This is a genomic window from Pseudobutyrivibrio ruminis DSM 9787, assembly GCF_900218035.1.
Lineage (GTDB): Bacteria > Bacillota > Clostridia > Lachnospirales > Lachnospiraceae > Pseudobutyrivibrio > Pseudobutyrivibrio ruminis.
This window is the reverse complement of sequence record NZ_OBMR01000005.1, coordinates 96481-111301: the sequence shown is the minus strand read 5'-3', so window position 1 is coordinate 111301 and position 14821 is coordinate 96481. Positions and strand designations below refer to the sequence as shown.

Sequence of the window (14821 nt, the reverse complement as noted above, 5' to 3'; positions counted from 1 at the left end):
GCAGTGCTTTAGTCATGGGAAATGGTAAAATCTGGTTGAATATTTAGATAATTGGTAGGTCTTTCAGATGTATTCTGAAAGGCCTATTTTTTGTTGCATTGGGAGTAGCAGTGTGATATATTAATACAGTCGATGAGCCGATATCGAGGTCGTAGACTTAGTCACTACCTTGATTCACGCGGGTGTGGCGGAATTGGCAGACGCGCTAGATTTAGGTTCTAGTGGGAGACCGTGCAGGTTCAAGTCCTGTCACCCGCAGTAATCTCACATACTTCTGTATGTGAGATTTTCTTTTTTTCATTTGCTATCAAGTCGATAGCGATTTTCACGAAACAGGTCATACAATTGCTAGTTTTTGGTGTATGTAATAGATTGGCAATTGCGGGGAAAATGAGTGTTATTGTGATTTGGTATTAGGAAGTGTGGTGAGTTAAGTAATTTTGGAGTAGTACGGATTAGAAAAGCATTAATTGGGGCTGATGGGCCTGGTTTTACCACTGTGCAATAGGATTTTTGAATCTAGTAGGGTACTGTTTAGGTTCTATTACCACTGAGTGAGTAAGATGAGGGCTAGCCGGGGTAAAGAATTGTTGCGGTTACCACTGTAGGTAATGAAAGCCTTTGTGAAGTGGTAAAAATAGTTTGTGATTACCACTGAAGAACAGTGGCACTATTGCGCAGTGGTAAAAAGATGATAAGGCTACCACTGCAAGGAGTATTCGAGCTATTGCAGTGGTAAATCGAAAGATTATATACCACTGGAATAGTAGGAGATAGGAATCACAGTGGTAAACGGGGAGGGATAGAAAGGAAATGAGAATTTGAAAGATTACATTATTGAGGTATTAGAGGAAGAGAAGGCGAGATTAGAAGCTGAAAAGAAGAAAATTGAAAATAGGGATGTTCCGGATGATGGATGCTATTTGGAAATAAAGAAAAATAAGGGAAAATATGTGCAATACTACAAGTGCAAGCGTGAAAATGATGTAGTTAATAAGAGTTTTATAAGAAAAAATGATATCAATACTGCAAGAATGCTGGCACAGAAAGAATTTGATAAGCGATTATATGCCGATGTCTCCAAGCGACTTGTAAGAATTCAATCTGTATTGAGGTATTATAAGGATTGTGAAAGACATTCGCTATATACAGAACTATCGGCAGAAAGGAAAGCGTTGATTCAATATGATCATATTGAGGATGAACATTATTTAATGCAGTGGCTAGCCCAATATAACGAACAAGATACTGGTGATTCTTTCCGTAACAAATATCCAATTGATACAGGCTACTACACAGATAACGGGGAGCATGTTAGATCCAAATCAGAGAAAATAATAGCAGATAAATTTGCTAAAGAAGGAATCCCATATGTATATGAACCTGTTTGTGAGTTGAACAGAAAGGGGCTGCATCCCGACTTTGTGTTATTAAATCAAGAGACCAGACAGACATATTTCTATGAGCATTTTGGCATGATGGACAAGCCAGAATATGCTACAACTGCAGTGAAGAAGATAGCAAAATATAGAGAATTAGGGTATGAGTATGGCAAGAACTTGCTTTATTCTTTTGAGACTGGCGTTGATGGATTAAACATAAATGATTTGAATAGAATAATTTTAGAGAATTGTAAATAAAAAAGAGTAGGTATTTGTTCTCCGTGATTAGATACCTACTCGATATATACAGTCAAAAAGGCTATTGCAGACCTGCAATAGCCTTTTACTTATTTTACACTTCTTTTAATAGCTTCACACATTACGTGGTTTGCAAGGGTTCCTACAACATCAAGCGAAGCTTCTACATTTCCTAAAGACATGGCGTAGATGCTGTCGCCGTCCATTGATGTGTGGATAGGGCGGATGCATCGAGCGTAGCCATCGTGAGTCATGCCTGCAACTTTGCAGAGCTGTGTTTTATTGAGCTTTGCATTCGTAAATACGATACCAATGGTAGTGTTAGTTGGTGCACCGGCAGGGGCTTTATCGGCAGAATCGGAAGGCTTTCCGGCCATAGCCATGGCGTACATTAATTCTTCGCAGGAAACATCATTAAGTGATTTACCGTCTTCTGCTAAAACACCAGCTATTCTTTTTCCATCAACATAATCATAAACATCGCCAACAGCGTTAGTGCAAACAATTGCTCCAACTTTTAATTCACCAAGTTCTACAGCGTAGCTGCCAATTCCTGACTTTGTGCATCTGTCAGGGCCAAGCATTTTTCCGACAGTTGCGCCACATCCTGCACCATGACTACCATTTTCAAAGTTGCCATGTTCTCCTTCAAAAGCTTTAGTACAAGCTGCATATCCCATTTCTTTATCCGGATATACGTTAGAAGCTTTGTAGCCTAAATCAAAGATATCTGACTGGCAAACAAGTGGTACAACAACATCCCCCACAGGGAAGCCAATTCCTTTTTCAGCTAAACATTTCATAACACCACCGGCTGCATCCAAACCGAAGGCTGAGCCCCCGCCTAAAACAACAGAGTGAATAACCTCTGCAGCAGCAAGAGGATCCATCAATCCTGATTCTCGGCTGGCTGGGCCGCCACCTCTTATATCAAGTCCACATGGTGCTCCCTCTGGGGCAACGATAACAGTGACACCAGTTCCAGCATCCTGATTCTCGGCCTGTCCTATTTTTAAATTCCCAATCTGGAAAATATCAATTTCCTTCATAAAAACCTCCTGAAAAAATAATTAAGTTAGGGCGTTAAATAGAGCCCTAGAAAATATTTTACAACAAAAAATAAAAATGTGGAAAAAAACTGTTGACAGCACTAACGACCTAGTGTACTATTCAGATAGTACAGTAGTACATAACACAGGAGGAGTGTGAATATGCAGTTTGATTCAAAGACGCCCATTTACTTACAAGTAATTAACTCAATCAAAATGGATATTGTTAATGAACGTATTAAATGTGGAGAAAAGCTTCCATCGAGCCGAGAGCTGGCTGTTAAATATACAATCAATCCAAACACGGCCGCTAGGGTTTATCAGGAGCTGGAAAGGGAGGGTGTATGTTACACCAAAAGAGGCATGGGCACATTTGTGACAGATGATGTAAATATCATAAAAGCGTGCCGACAGGAAATGGCGCAGGATGCTTTAAATCTATTCTTGAAAAGCATAATGGAGCTAGGTATTTCAAATGAAGAAGCAATAGAAATGATTAGAAGTAGAAAGGACGAAATGTGATGTTAAAAAGTGTTGATGTTACTAAAAAATTTGTTGGCAAAACCGCGGTAGATGGCATAACAATGAGCCTCGAACCAGGACACATTTATGCAATGCTTGGTCCTAATGGAAGCGGTAAGACTACTTGGATGAAGATGGCAGCAGGCCTTATAAAGCCTACATCGGGAGAGGTGCTTTACAAGGATACTCCAATCGGTATCGAAAGCCGAAAGGAAATTGCTTATATGTCTACTGAGCCATATTTCTATGATTGGATGACAGTAGGGGATGTTGGAAAATATTATAAGGATTTCTTTGCTGATTTCTCTATGGATAACTACACAGATATGGTTATTAGCATGGATTTGGATATGAAGCAAAAGGTAAAGTCACTTTCATCAGGTATGATGGCTAAGCTAAAGGTTGCAGTTACTATGGCTAGAGATGCAAAAGTCTACATGCTAGATGAGCCGTTAAATGGAATTGATTTGCTTGCAAGAGATGAGGTTATGAACATGATTCTTGATGCAGCATCAGAGGATAAAATCCTTCTTATTTCAAGCCACTTGGTAGAAGAGCTGGAGTCGGTTGTTGATAAAGCTATTTTCATTAAGCAGGCACAGCTTGTAGGTGTATTTGATGTAGAAGGTTTACGTATGACAGAAGGTGTATCGTTGGCTGACAAATACCGCCAGGTATTTTCTAATTTAGTTTTGGAGGGAATAGCATAATGGGAAACTTAATTAAATACGAATTCAGAAAATCATGGTCAATGAAGGGAATAATCCTTGTTATAACAGCTATATTTGAGGTGTTGTTTTTAATTGGTGTTTTCATGCAGAAGGAAACATTTTTAGCAATAGGTGTAACACTTCTTTCTATGATAGCTGTGTGTTCAGTGTTTATTATTGGTATATTTGGTATCTACACACTTAGTCGTGATTTGAATACAAAGCGAAGCTACATGCTTTTTATGACTCCAAATAATAGCTTCAAGATTTTAGGAGCAAAGCTTATTGAAAATGCAAGCTCAATCATAGTAGTAAGCGTATGTTTTGTAGCACTTGCAATTGCTGATGTTTCTATTTTGGCTGCTACTTATGGAGAGTTTAAAGAGTTATTTCAGTTTATAAATGCCCTTTTAGGCGAAAGCTATTATGTTGATTCATACAGATTTGCAATGATTAGTGCAGCATCTGTTGTAAATTGGATTTCCACAGTATGCTTAGGTTTCTTTGCCGTAATCATCTGCGCGACATTATTAAATGGCAAGAAATACAATGGATTCCTTAGCTTCTGCATCTTCATCGCAATCTCAATCTGCCTTAGCAAATTACTTGGCGTGTTTATCGACGATGGATTGGATTTTAATACAACACGTGTAATCATCCAGATTGTTTATTATGCAGTTGTTTCAGTAATTCTTTATGTTGCATCAGCATGGTTAATGGACAATAAGCTTTCAGTGTAAATCTAAAAAGATTCTTAAATAAAAATTAAAAGTATTTACATTACAGTGGATTATATTACACTAAACAAGATATGAAAAAGTTATACGAACATACCTTACCCAGGATATGTTCAAAAGGAGGATGAAATTGGGCGTTATAAAGAAAATAGGTGGCTTCTGTAAAAAGCATTTGAAGCTAATCATTATTCTGGTTGTTATTATTGGCGTGGTGTTGTTTATAAGACACAAGGCTCAGGTTGCGGCTCAGGCTATGCTTGATGCTCAAAACGAACCTGTCACATCTACTGTTGAAAAGATGGACTTAAAGAAGTCTGTTGGTGTTACTGGAACACTTACAGCAAATGAGACACTTACTGTTACATCAACACTTGGTGGCACAGGGGTTACAGGCGTAAAGGTTTCTACTGTAAATTATGAGGTAGGAGATTACGTTGAAAAAGGCCAGACAGTAGTAGAGTTTGATGGCGATGATTATGAGCGTAAGCTTACAGAGCTTAATCTTCAAAACGATATTACAAACACTGAATCAAGCATGAGCATCGAGGATATGCAAAAGTCTATTGAGACTACTCAGAAGAAAATCGATGAAAAGCAGAAGTGGCTTGATGATAACAAGGCAATCTATGAGAACCTTAAGGATGCTTTTGATCAGTACGAGAAATATAAGGATTCTGACCCATCTGTAGTAGAGCGTTGGAACAGAGAATCAGCAGCGGCAGCCGGCAGAAGCGAGCCAGTTTCAGTTCAGGGATATGAGGCGGTTGAGGATGAGGTTGAGACTCTTAAGGAGCAAATCCGCACAACTCAAAACAAGATTGAACTTGCTCAGATGCAGCAGAACTATGCTCAGAATTACACACAGGTAGATGCTAAAAATGATCTTTACGAGAGCATGGACAAGACAAAAGTTGCGGCACCTATTTCAGGCTATATCCTTACAATGAACGTTGAAGAGGGTAACAACTATACACAGGGCAATACCGTATTTACGATAGCTGATACAAGCGGTTTTATTGTAGAGGCAACTGTTAATGAATACGATGTAGCAAACATCCAGAAGGATTTACCAGCTACAGTTAAGTTTGAAGCTACAGGAGATGAGGAATTCACTGGTACAGTTTCATTTGTATCGATTGCATCTGAGTCTACTACATCAGCAGCGACAGCTTCATCTAATTTCGGCACATCAACAGCAGCTGCTGCATCTACAGGAAGTGCTGCATCTTACAAATTAAAGATTAAGATGGATGGAACAGACGATAGATTCCGTGTTGGTATGACAGCAAAGGCAAGCATCGTTCTTGATTCTGCTTCAGATGTGCTTGCAGTACCTTATGACTGTGTTCAGCAGAAAGATGACGGAAGCTTCTTTGTAACATCTATCGCTGATGATGGAACAAAGAAGGACATCCCAGTTAACAAGGGGCTTGAAAGCGATTATTATGTAGAGATTTCTGGCGATGGAATCAAAGAAGGCATGACTGTAGAGGCAATCGTAAGCGATGCGCCAAGCACAGATATTATGGATTATATGACTTTTGAATAGGAGGTCCTTATGGCAGCAGGAGATTTAATGCTAGACCTTCGTGATATTCATAAGAGCTTTTTCATCGGTACACCAAATGAATTTGAGGTTCTTCATGGAATTAATCTTACTGTTAATCAGGGTGAGTTTGTTTCCATTGTAGGACAGTCAGGTTCCGGTAAATCTACACTGATGAACATCATCGGTGCCCTAGATAGACCTACACTTGGAGAGTACACTCTTGATGGAGTAGATATTGAAAAAGCAAAAGATCATGAATTGTCTGCGCTTAGAAATAAAAAGATAGGTTTTGTATTTCAGACCTACAATCTTATTGCGAGAACCAACGCACTTAAAAACGTTGAGCTCCCAATGATGTACGCAGGAATGGGACGTGGTGAGCGTACAGACAGAGCAAAGATGCTACTTGAAGAAGTTGGCATGACAGATAGAATGCACCACAACCCAGACGAGCTTTCCGGTGGACAGAAGCAGCGTGTAGCCATTGCAAGAGCTATGGCTAACGACCCAGCTATCATTCTTGCAGATGAGCCTACTGGTGCGCTGGATTCAGCTACTGGACGAATGATAATGGATATTTTCCACAAGCTCCACGAGGAGCAGGGAAAGACAATTCTTCTTATTACCCACTCACCTGAGCTTTCTCAGGAGACTGACAGAATTATCACTATTAAGGATGGAACAATCCTGGGTGAGTCAAAGGGCAATTGGAAGGGACTTTCTTCTGATGAACGCGCAGGCGTAAAGAAGGAGGTGGAGTAATGTTATTTACAGAAAATATTCTGGTTGCCTTAGCTGGACTTAAGGCTAATATAATGCGCTCCCTTCTGACTATGCTTGGAATCATCATTGGTATTGCATCCGTTATTGCAATTATGACAGTTGGTAATTCCATCACATTGATTGTAAACAGCACTATGCAGGACCTTGGAGCAAACAACCTTGAAATGGGTGTTATGCAAAAATCCACAGACCAAACTAATGAAGATGGAACAAGTTATGGTGATGGCTATGTCCGCGAAATGACCGACAGCGATATGATTACCGACGAAATGATTCAGGCATATAAGGATGAATTCCCTGATGATGTTCAGTATATCCTTAAAATGGAAAACGTTGGTGATAAGGGCAAAGTTGTTGATGGCAATAAAAATGCTAATGTTCAAATTATCGGATACAACAAAGATACATTCGAATTTAAGGATTATAAAATGGTTGCAGGACGTCAGTTCCTCAATCAGGATTTTGCAAACGCCAAGAAGGTTTGCATGGTAACAGACAAATTTGTTGAGCGAATGTATGATGGTGATAGTGAAGCAGCCCTTGGCCAGGAGGTTGAGGTTAATGTAGCTGGCACATACTATAATTACTACATAGTAGGTGTTTACGAATATGTTGAGGATAAGTTCTCATTTGGTGTATCAGACAACCCAACAACAGAGCTTGTAATTCCTTACGAGACAGCTAGAACAGCTAATCACAATCAAAATAAAGGCGATTACTACTTCACAATCGTTACATCAGTAAATACAAACAACGATGATTTTGCTATCAAGACGCGTGATTTCTTTAATATAAATTATTATTCAAGAAATGACACTTATGAAGTAATGGTTGTAAGTATGACATCTATGATGGATTCAATGAACACCATGATAGGTATGATTCAGCTGGCACTTTCAGTAATTGCCGGTATATCACTGGTAGTTGGTGGTATCGGCGTTATGAATATCATGCTGGTTTCAATCACAGAGCGAACCAAGGAAATCGGTACACGAAAAGCCCTTGGTGCTACAAATAGTTCTATCCGAATGCAGTTTATAACCGAATCAGTTGTTATCTGCGTAATCGGTGGAATCATCGGAATTATACTTGGTGTAGTTCTTGGTACAGTTGCTGTTAAGCTGATGGGATACGAAGCTGCAGTATCTGCACAGAGCATCATAGTAGCCGTAGGCTTCTCAATGGCTATCGGAATCTTCTTCGGATACTATCCAGCCAACAAGGCGGCGAAACTAAATCCTATAGATGCATTGCGGTACGAATAATATACTCCGCTAGTTACGCCTACAAGCCTACTGATTTCTCCGCTCGATGACATATCTCGCTTGAGAAATAGTAGAGCTTGTTGCCTACTAGCTCACTTAAAGCCGACAGGTATTATGCCTGTTGGCTTTTTTGTGCGTTGTGAGAACCCCATGTGACGACCATCTGAATTATTCTGAAAGGTATGTGGAATCCGTTTACTTGCGGGAAAAATCCTAGTAAAGTGTGTGAAGTTAATCAATAATCATATTTTACCAGGAGGGACAAAATGCCGAAGGATTCTCAAAAGTTTTCTATCCTATCTAAATTGGGTAGTTTTGTAAAGCGCTTTGGCGGCTTTATTAAAAAACATTTATTAGTATTTATCATAATTATTATTCTAATCGTCGTTGGAATTATATTTGGAAGAAAATATCTATTAAAGGCGGACGCACATGAGGTTGAGGAAACACAGACACTTACAACTTCTGTAGAAGTAATGGATTTGCAGTCTTCCATTAGTGTGACTGGTACACTTGCGGCGGGCCAGACACAGTCGGTAACATCGACAGTTGCAACAGGTACGGAGGTTGCAGCAGTGTATTATGAAGTAGGTGACTATGTAGAGGCCGGCACAGTTATCGTTGAGTTTGATGCAGATGATTACGCAACAAAGCTTGCCGAGTTAAATGCAAAATACAATATCTCCGATATCGAGGATGCCCATACTCTTCAGGATTACTTAGATCAGATTGAGGATAAGCAGGAGGAGATGGCAGAGATTCAGGAATACTTAGATGAGTGGGCTGACGTATATAACAATCTTGTTGATGCTTACAACGATTATCTTGAATATGGCAATTCAGATTCTTCAATAGCTAGCCGTTGGACAACAGAGTCAAATGCAGCAAAGGCCCTTGATGATGGAAATGGTGTAACTATTTCAGGATATGAGTCAAAGCAGGAAGAACTTGAAACACTTCAGGATGAAATCGAAGAGCTTCAGTACAAGTATGAGCTTGAGCAGTTAAATCAGGAATACGACAATACATACACAAAGACAGAGGAGTATGAGTCAGTAACAGAAAGCCAGTCAGGCACACAGGTTGTTGCTCCATTTTCTGGATATATTACAGCAATCAATGTAGAAGAGGGAAATAACTATACACAGGGAAATACCGTATTTACGATATCAAATACAGATTCATTTGTTGTAGAAGCAACAGTTGATGAGTATGACATTGCATCTCTTAGCGAAGGACTTTCAGCAGTAGTTAAGTTTGATGCTACAGATGATGATGAGTTTACAGGAACAGTTTCATATGTTGCAGTTACATCTGATTCTACATCATCAAGCTCATCTTCAAGCACAGGCAGCACATCTGCAAGCTACGAAGTAAAGATTACACTTGATGATACAGATGATAGACTTCGTGTTGGTATGACTGCGAAGGCTTCAGTTATCCTTGAATCAGTAACAGATGCATACGCAGTAGCATATGATTGTGTTGAAACAGATTCAGATGGAAATAGCTATGTAACAGCTGTTGATGACGAAGGAAATGAGACAAAGATTGAGGTAACACTTGGTCTTGAAAGTGATTATTATGTTCAGATTATCAGTGATGAATTGTCAGAAGGACTTCAGGTAAAGGCAACAGCAGCAAGCACATCTTCTAATTCATCTGATGAGTCAAAGGATGAAAACAATTCACTACTTAACATGGGCGGCGGCCAAGGTGGCGGCGACATGGGAGGCGGTGCTCCAAGTGGTGGCGGCGGCCAGGGTGGCGGCCCAGGCGGAATGTAGGAGGTGAATTATGGCAGCAGGAGATATCATGTTAGATCTTCGTGACATCCATAAGAGCTTCTTCATCGGCACACCAAACGAATTTGAAGTACTTCACGGCGTTAATTTTAGCGTCCGTGAAGGCGAATTCGTATCAATAGTTGGACAGTCTGGTTCAGGAAAGTCTACACTTATGAATATAATTGGTGCCTTGGATAGACCTACAAGTGGTGAATATACACTTGATGGTGTAGATATTGAAAAAGCAAAGGACCACGAATTATCTATTTTAAGAAACAAGAAAATTGGATTTGTATTTCAGACATACAATCTGATAGCTAGAACAAATGCTATCAAAAATGTGGAGCTTCCAATGATGTACGCCGGCATTGGAAGAGCAGAGAGAAATGAAAGAGCAAAAATGCTTTTGGAGCAGGTAGGCATGACAAACAGAATGATGCACAATCCTGACGAGCTCTCTGGTGGACAGAAACAGCGTGTAGCCATTGCAAGAGCTATGGCAAATGACCCGGCAATCATTCTTGCAGATGAGCCTACAGGTGCCCTTGATTCTGCAACAGGACGCTTGATTATGGATATATTCCACAAGCTTCATGAGGAGCAGGGCAAGACCATCGTTTTAATAACTCACTCAAATGAGCTTTCTTTAGAGACAGAGCGTATCATCACACTTCGCGATGGTGATATAAGAGGTGAGTCGAAAGGTCAGTGGGAAACAATAAAGGAGGATTTAGCATGCTAATTATGGAAAACGTCCTCCTGGCACTGGCAGGACTAAAGTCCAATATAATGCGTTCCCTACTTACAATGCTTGGTATCATCATCGGTATTGCATCCGTTATTGCAATCATGACGGTTGGTAATTCTATCACTGTTATGGTTAACACACAGATGCAGGAGATGGGAGCAAATAACTTAACAGTTGGTGTATCAGCAAAGAGCACTTCCGAGGAGACTACTTCTTCAGGATTGCACTTTGGCGCCGGAAATCGCAGATCTATGGACACAGAGGATTACATTACCGACGATATGATAGATTCATTCCTTGAGGAATATAGCGATAATATAAAATATACACTTCTTTCATCAACTGTTGGTTCAGGTACAGCCATCGACGGTGATTTATATGCATATGTAAATGTTGTAGGTTACAACGAGGATTATATGGAATACAACGACCCAGAGATACTTGCAGGTCGTACATTCATAGAAAAGGATTATGAAAATGCTCAGAAGGTTTGTATTGTTTCAAACTACTTTGTTAATAACATGTTTGAGGGGGATACTTCCGCTGCTTTGGGGTCTGCTGTAGAAATCAGCATTAATGGAAAGTATTACACATACTACATCGTAGGTGTTTATGAATACGATGATAGTACATGGTCTAGCGATTCTACTGAGGATACAACAACAGATTTGTACATCCCTTACGATACAGCTAGAACTCAGCTTCATACAATCAATGATGGATATGAAAGCTTTACACTTATAACAACAATCGATACAGATTCAGAGGAGTTTGCAGACACTGTTGAAACTTATTTCAACACTATGTATTACTCAAACAATGATGATTATGAGGTTTCAGTTACAAGCATGGCCAGCATGATTGAATCAATGACCACAATGATTGGAACAATTGAGCTTGCCCTTGCGATTATCGCAGGTATATCTCTTGTTGTTGGTGGTATTGGTGTTATGAATATCATGCTTGTATCAATCACAGAGCGTACTAAAGAAATTGGTACTAGAAAGGCACTTGGAGCAACAAACGGTTCCATCAGGCTTCAGTTCATTACAGAATCAGTTGTTATCTGTATAATGGGTGGACTTATCGGAATCATACTTGGTGTTGTTCTTGGATCCGTAGCAGCTACATACATGGGCTACTCAGCATCCGTGTCAATTAGCGCCATCATAATAGCCGTAGCCTTCTCTATGGCCATCGGAATCTTCTTCGGATACTATCCAGCTAACAAAGCTGCGAAACTTAATCCGATTGAAGCGTTAAGGTACGAATAGTACTAGGGAATCTTCATAAGAGTAAAAAAGCCACTATGTAGGCATCAAGCTCTACTATTTCTCAAGCGAGACGTGTTGTCGAGTGGAGAAATCAGTAGGCTTGTGGCCGTAACATAGTGGCTTTTGTAATATTAATTAATCATCAAGTTCATCAGAAGATAACTCAAGTACTGTACGCTTACGAGCCATTTCGTCTGACTCAAGGTATTCGTCGTATGTAGTCATCTTGTCAATCATGCTTCCGTTAGGAAGGATTTCGATGATACGGTTTGCTGTTGTCTGTACGATTTCGTGGTCACGAGAAGAGAAGAGGATTACTCCTGAGAACTTCTGGAGACCAGTGTTAAGTGCTGTGATTGATTCCATATCAAGGTGGTCAGTAGGCTCATCGAGCATGAGTACGTTTGAGTTTTCAATCATCATACGTGAAAGAAGTACACGTACCTTTTCACCACCGGATAATACCTTCATTTTTTTAGCTCCGTCGTCGCCTGCGAAAAGCATACGGCCAAGGAATCCACGAACATAAGTAGCATCCTTGATTTCAGAGAACTGTGTAAGCCAATCTACAATGAGAAGGTCTGTGTTGAAAATCTCTGTGTTGTCCTTAGGGAAGTATGACTGAGATGTTGTAACACCCCACTTGTAGCTTCCTTCGTCTGGCTCCATCTCACCAGCAAGAATCTGGAAGAGAACTGTCTTAGCCTTTTCGTTTGAACCAACAAGAGCGATTTTGTCCTCACGGCCAACATTAAATGTAAGGTGATCAAGGATAAGCTCACCATCAATTGTCTTTGTAAGGTTTTCTACTGAAAGAACCTCGTTTCCGATTTCACGAGCTGGTCTGAAATCGATGTATGGATACTTACGGCTAGATGGACGGATGTCATCAAGCTGAATCTTCTCTAATGCACGCTTACGTGATGTAGCCTGCTTAGACTTAGAAGCGTTAGCAGAGAATCTCTGGATGAACTCCTGTAATTCTTTAATCTGCTCTTCCTTTTTCTTATTAGCTTCCTTACGCTGCTGAATGATAAGCTGTGAAGACTGATACCAGAAATCATAGTTACCAGCGTAAAGCTGAATCTTGCCGTAGTCGATATCTGCAGTATGTGTACATACCTTATTTAAGAAGTAACGGTCATGGGATACAACGATGACTGTGTTCTCGAAGTTGATAAGGAACTCCTCAAGCCATGCGATAGCATCCAAATCAAGGTGGTTAGTAGGCTCATCGAGAAGAAGTACATCTGGTGAACCGAAAAGTGCTCTTGCAAGAAGAATCTTGACCTTTAATGCACCAGGAAGCTCTGACATCTGTGTATAGTGGAACTCTGTATCAACACCAAGGCCGTTAAGAAGAGTAGCAGCATCTGCTTCTGCATTCCAACCATCCATCTCAGCAAACTCAGACTCAAGCTCAGCTGCGCGGATACCATCCTCATCAGAAAAGTCTTCCTTCATATAGATAGCGTCCTTTTCTTTCATAATGTCGTAAAGACGCTGATTACCCATAATTACTGTATCAAGAGCTGTGAACTCATCGTACTTGAAGTGATCCTGCTCTAAGAATGAAAGTCTGTTACCAGGGCTCATTGTGATTTCGCCGCTAGTAGGCTCTAACTGACCAGATAAAATTCTAAGGAAAGTAGACTTACCAGCACCGTTAGCACCGATGATACCGTAGCAGTTACCCTCTGTAAATTTGATATTAACCTCTTCGAATAAGGCTTTCTTGCCGAAACGAAGAGTGACGTTATTTGCTTGAATCATTTACATATCCTTTCTCTATACAAAAAAACAAGTTGGAAAACAAGGCAAGCCAGTGAAGTCCAACTAATAATCAAAACAGCTTAATATTATCAAAAAATAACGAATTTGTACAGATGGGGCAAGTGATTATAAATAGATGATATGCTTCATACTAAAATTAATCTCAAATTTGTGTTAGATGGGATTATTTATGGACACATGACTTGTTATAATTCTTTATATTAGTTAATCAGTTAATTGATTAATGAACGCATTGATGCTATCATGATTAATAAGGAAACGAGGATATTTTATGTTTCAAATTGACTTTTATCGCAATGTAAGAGGAGAGTGCGATATAGAGGAGTTTTTGGAAGGTCTTTCACAAAAAGCTGAGACAAATAAAGACGCAAGAATTCAATACAAACAAGCAATACAGTACATTCAGTTTCTAGAGGATTATGGAACTAAACTAGGAGAAAATGTTACTAAGCATCTGGATGAAGATATATGGGAGTTGAGACCTGGGAATAACAGAGTGTTATTTTTCTTTTTTAAAGATGATACCTATGTTTTATTGCATCATTTTAGAAAGAAGACTCAAAAAACTCCACGTAGAGAGATAGAAAAAGCAAAAGCAGAGCGTGATGATTGGATTTCAAGAAAGGGGTAATTGTATGAGTGATTGGACTAAGTACAAAGAAAAAGTTAGAAAAACTAATCAAAAGTTAGGACGAGATATTGATGAGGCAGAAGAAATTTCTGCTATTGTTGGGGCAATGATTCAGCAACGTCATAATCTTCATTTATCACAAAGAGAATTGGCGACCTTATGTGGCATACCTCATTCATCTGTGGCAAGAATAGAATCAGGTGTGAGCATACCTAATTTAGCTACTATGCTAAAGATTTTTAAACAATTGGAATTATCATTAACAGTTCAGCCAGTTAGAAAATAATATGATATATGTATATTACACATTAAGCGAAATAAGATTTTAGGCT

The 14821-nt window shown here is 39.6% G+C and carries 14 protein-coding genes and 1 tRNA gene; 13 read left to right on the top strand and 2 right to left on the bottom strand.

Annotated features, from left to right (window positions below):
- Positions 1 to 178: 178 nt before the first annotated feature.
- Positions 179 to 258 (top strand) — tRNA-Leu (locus CRN97_RS05465).
- Between the two features lie 563 nt (positions 259 to 821).
- On the top strand, positions 822 to 1640 hold the full coding sequence (locus tag CRN97_RS05460) for a hypothetical protein (protein ID WP_097076149.1): 819 nt from the start codon (positions 822 to 824) through the stop codon (positions 1638 to 1640).
- A gap of 89 nt (positions 1641 to 1729) precedes the next feature.
- Here the strand turns inward: CRN97_RS05460 and CRN97_RS05455 are convergent, their stop codons facing one another.
- Positions 1730 to 2689 (bottom strand): P1 family peptidase, encoded by a 960-nt coding sequence (locus CRN97_RS05455; RefSeq protein WP_097076148.1) that lies wholly within the window; start codon positions 2687 to 2689, stop codon positions 1730 to 1732.
- A gap of 162 nt (positions 2690 to 2851) precedes the next feature.
- Between CRN97_RS05455 and CRN97_RS05450 the strand changes: the two genes are divergently transcribed.
- The 9 genes from CRN97_RS05450 to CRN97_RS05410 all read left to right on the top strand — a co-directional run bounded on the left by CRN97_RS05450 (position 2852) and on the right by CRN97_RS05410 (position 12064).
- Positions 2852 to 3211, top strand: coding sequence for a GntR family transcriptional regulator (locus CRN97_RS05450; RefSeq protein ID WP_097076147.1), 360 nt, complete (start codon positions 2852 to 2854; stop codon positions 3209 to 3211).
- Positions 3211 to 3921: an ABC transporter ATP-binding protein gene (locus CRN97_RS05445; protein WP_074788735.1), complete on the top strand. Its 711-nt coding sequence runs from the start codon at positions 3211 to 3213 to the stop codon at positions 3919 to 3921. The genes CRN97_RS05450 and CRN97_RS05445 overlap by 1 nt, the downstream gene beginning before the upstream one ends.
- Positions 3921 to 4661, top strand: coding sequence for a hypothetical protein (locus tag CRN97_RS05440; protein WP_090479465.1), 741 nt, complete (start codon positions 3921 to 3923; stop codon positions 4659 to 4661). The genes CRN97_RS05445 and CRN97_RS05440 overlap by 1 nt, the downstream gene beginning before the upstream one ends.
- Positions 4662 to 4788: 127 nt before the next feature.
- Positions 4789 to 6207, top strand: a complete 1419-nt coding sequence (locus CRN97_RS05435) for an efflux RND transporter periplasmic adaptor subunit (RefSeq protein WP_179670688.1) — start codon at positions 4789 to 4791, stop codon at positions 6205 to 6207.
- Positions 6208 to 6216: 9 nt separating this feature from the next.
- Positions 6217 to 6969, top strand: coding sequence for an ABC transporter ATP-binding protein (locus tag CRN97_RS05430; RefSeq protein ID WP_033153562.1), 753 nt, complete (start codon positions 6217 to 6219; stop codon positions 6967 to 6969).
- The gene (locus tag CRN97_RS05425) at positions 6969 to 8255 is read left to right on the top strand and encodes an ABC transporter permease (protein ID WP_074788738.1); all 1287 of its coding nucleotides are present in this window, start codon (positions 6969 to 6971) and stop codon (positions 8253 to 8255) included. The genes CRN97_RS05430 and CRN97_RS05425 overlap by 1 nt, the downstream gene beginning before the upstream one ends.
- A gap of 266 nt (positions 8256 to 8521) precedes the next feature.
- A complete protein-coding gene (locus CRN97_RS14115; protein ID WP_179670687.1) occupies positions 8522 to 10042 on the top strand; it encodes an efflux RND transporter periplasmic adaptor subunit in 1521 nt (506 codons plus the stop codon).
- Positions 10043 to 10052: 10 nt separating this feature from the next.
- Positions 10053 to 10784, top strand: a complete 732-nt coding sequence (locus CRN97_RS05415; RefSeq protein WP_044937303.1) for an ABC transporter ATP-binding protein — start codon at positions 10053 to 10055, stop codon at positions 10782 to 10784.
- Positions 10778 to 12064, top strand: coding sequence for an ABC transporter permease (locus tag CRN97_RS05410; protein WP_097076145.1), 1287 nt, complete (start codon positions 10778 to 10780; stop codon positions 12062 to 12064). The genes CRN97_RS05415 and CRN97_RS05410 overlap by 7 nt, the downstream gene beginning before the upstream one ends.
- Before the next feature lie 135 nt (positions 12065 to 12199).
- On the opposite strand, the gene CRN97_RS05405 is transcribed toward CRN97_RS05410, so the two are convergent.
- Positions 12200 to 13837 carry an ABC-F family ATP-binding cassette domain-containing protein gene (locus CRN97_RS05405; RefSeq protein WP_074788741.1) on the bottom strand — a complete coding sequence of 546 codons (1638 nt, stop codon included), beginning with the start codon at positions 13835 to 13837 and terminating at the stop codon, positions 12200 to 12202.
- A gap of 292 nt (positions 13838 to 14129) precedes the next feature.
- On the opposite strand from CRN97_RS05405, the gene CRN97_RS05400 reads away from it, so the two are divergent.
- A complete protein-coding gene (locus tag CRN97_RS05400; protein WP_097076144.1) occupies positions 14130 to 14489 on the top strand; it encodes a type II toxin-antitoxin system RelE/ParE family toxin in 360 nt (119 codons plus the stop codon).
- Between the two features lie 4 nt (positions 14490 to 14493).
- Positions 14494 to 14775 carry a helix-turn-helix domain-containing protein gene (locus CRN97_RS05395; protein WP_097076143.1) on the top strand — a complete coding sequence of 94 codons (282 nt, stop codon included), beginning with the start codon at positions 14494 to 14496 and terminating at the stop codon, positions 14773 to 14775.
- The last annotated feature ends 46 nt before the right edge of the window (positions 14776 to 14821 follow it).

Coding starts and splice junctions, on each gene's coding strand:
- CRN97_RS05405 (WP_074788741.1), bottom strand. CDS start 13,837: ATGATTCAAGCAAATAACGTCACTCTTCGTTTCGGCAAGAAAGCCTTA.
- CRN97_RS05415 (WP_044937303.1), top strand. CDS start 10,053: ATGGCAGCAGGAGATATCATGTTAGATCTTCGTGACATCCATAAGAGC.
- CRN97_RS05445 (WP_074788735.1), top strand. CDS start 3,211: ATGTTAAAAAGTGTTGATGTTACTAAAAAATTTGTTGGCAAAACCGCG.
- CRN97_RS05440 (WP_090479465.1), top strand. CDS start 3,921: ATGGGAAACTTAATTAAATACGAATTCAGAAAATCATGGTCAATGAAG.
- CRN97_RS05430 (WP_033153562.1), top strand. CDS start 6,217: ATGGCAGCAGGAGATTTAATGCTAGACCTTCGTGATATTCATAAGAGC.
- CRN97_RS05450 (WP_097076147.1), top strand. CDS start 2,852: ATGCAGTTTGATTCAAAGACGCCCATTTACTTACAAGTAATTAACTCA.
- CRN97_RS05425 (WP_074788738.1), top strand. CDS start 6,969: ATGTTATTTACAGAAAATATTCTGGTTGCCTTAGCTGGACTTAAGGCT.
- CRN97_RS05410 (WP_097076145.1), top strand. CDS start 10,778: ATGCTAATTATGGAAAACGTCCTCCTGGCACTGGCAGGACTAAAGTCC.
- CRN97_RS14115 (WP_179670687.1), top strand. CDS start 8,522: ATGCCGAAGGATTCTCAAAAGTTTTCTATCCTATCTAAATTGGGTAGT.
- CRN97_RS05455 (WP_097076148.1), bottom strand. CDS start 2,689: ATGAAGGAAATTGATATTTTCCAGATTGGGAATTTAAAAATAGGACAG.
- CRN97_RS05395 (WP_097076143.1), top strand. CDS start 14,494: ATGAGTGATTGGACTAAGTACAAAGAAAAAGTTAGAAAAACTAATCAA.
- CRN97_RS05400 (WP_097076144.1), top strand. CDS start 14,130: ATGTTTCAAATTGACTTTTATCGCAATGTAAGAGGAGAGTGCGATATA.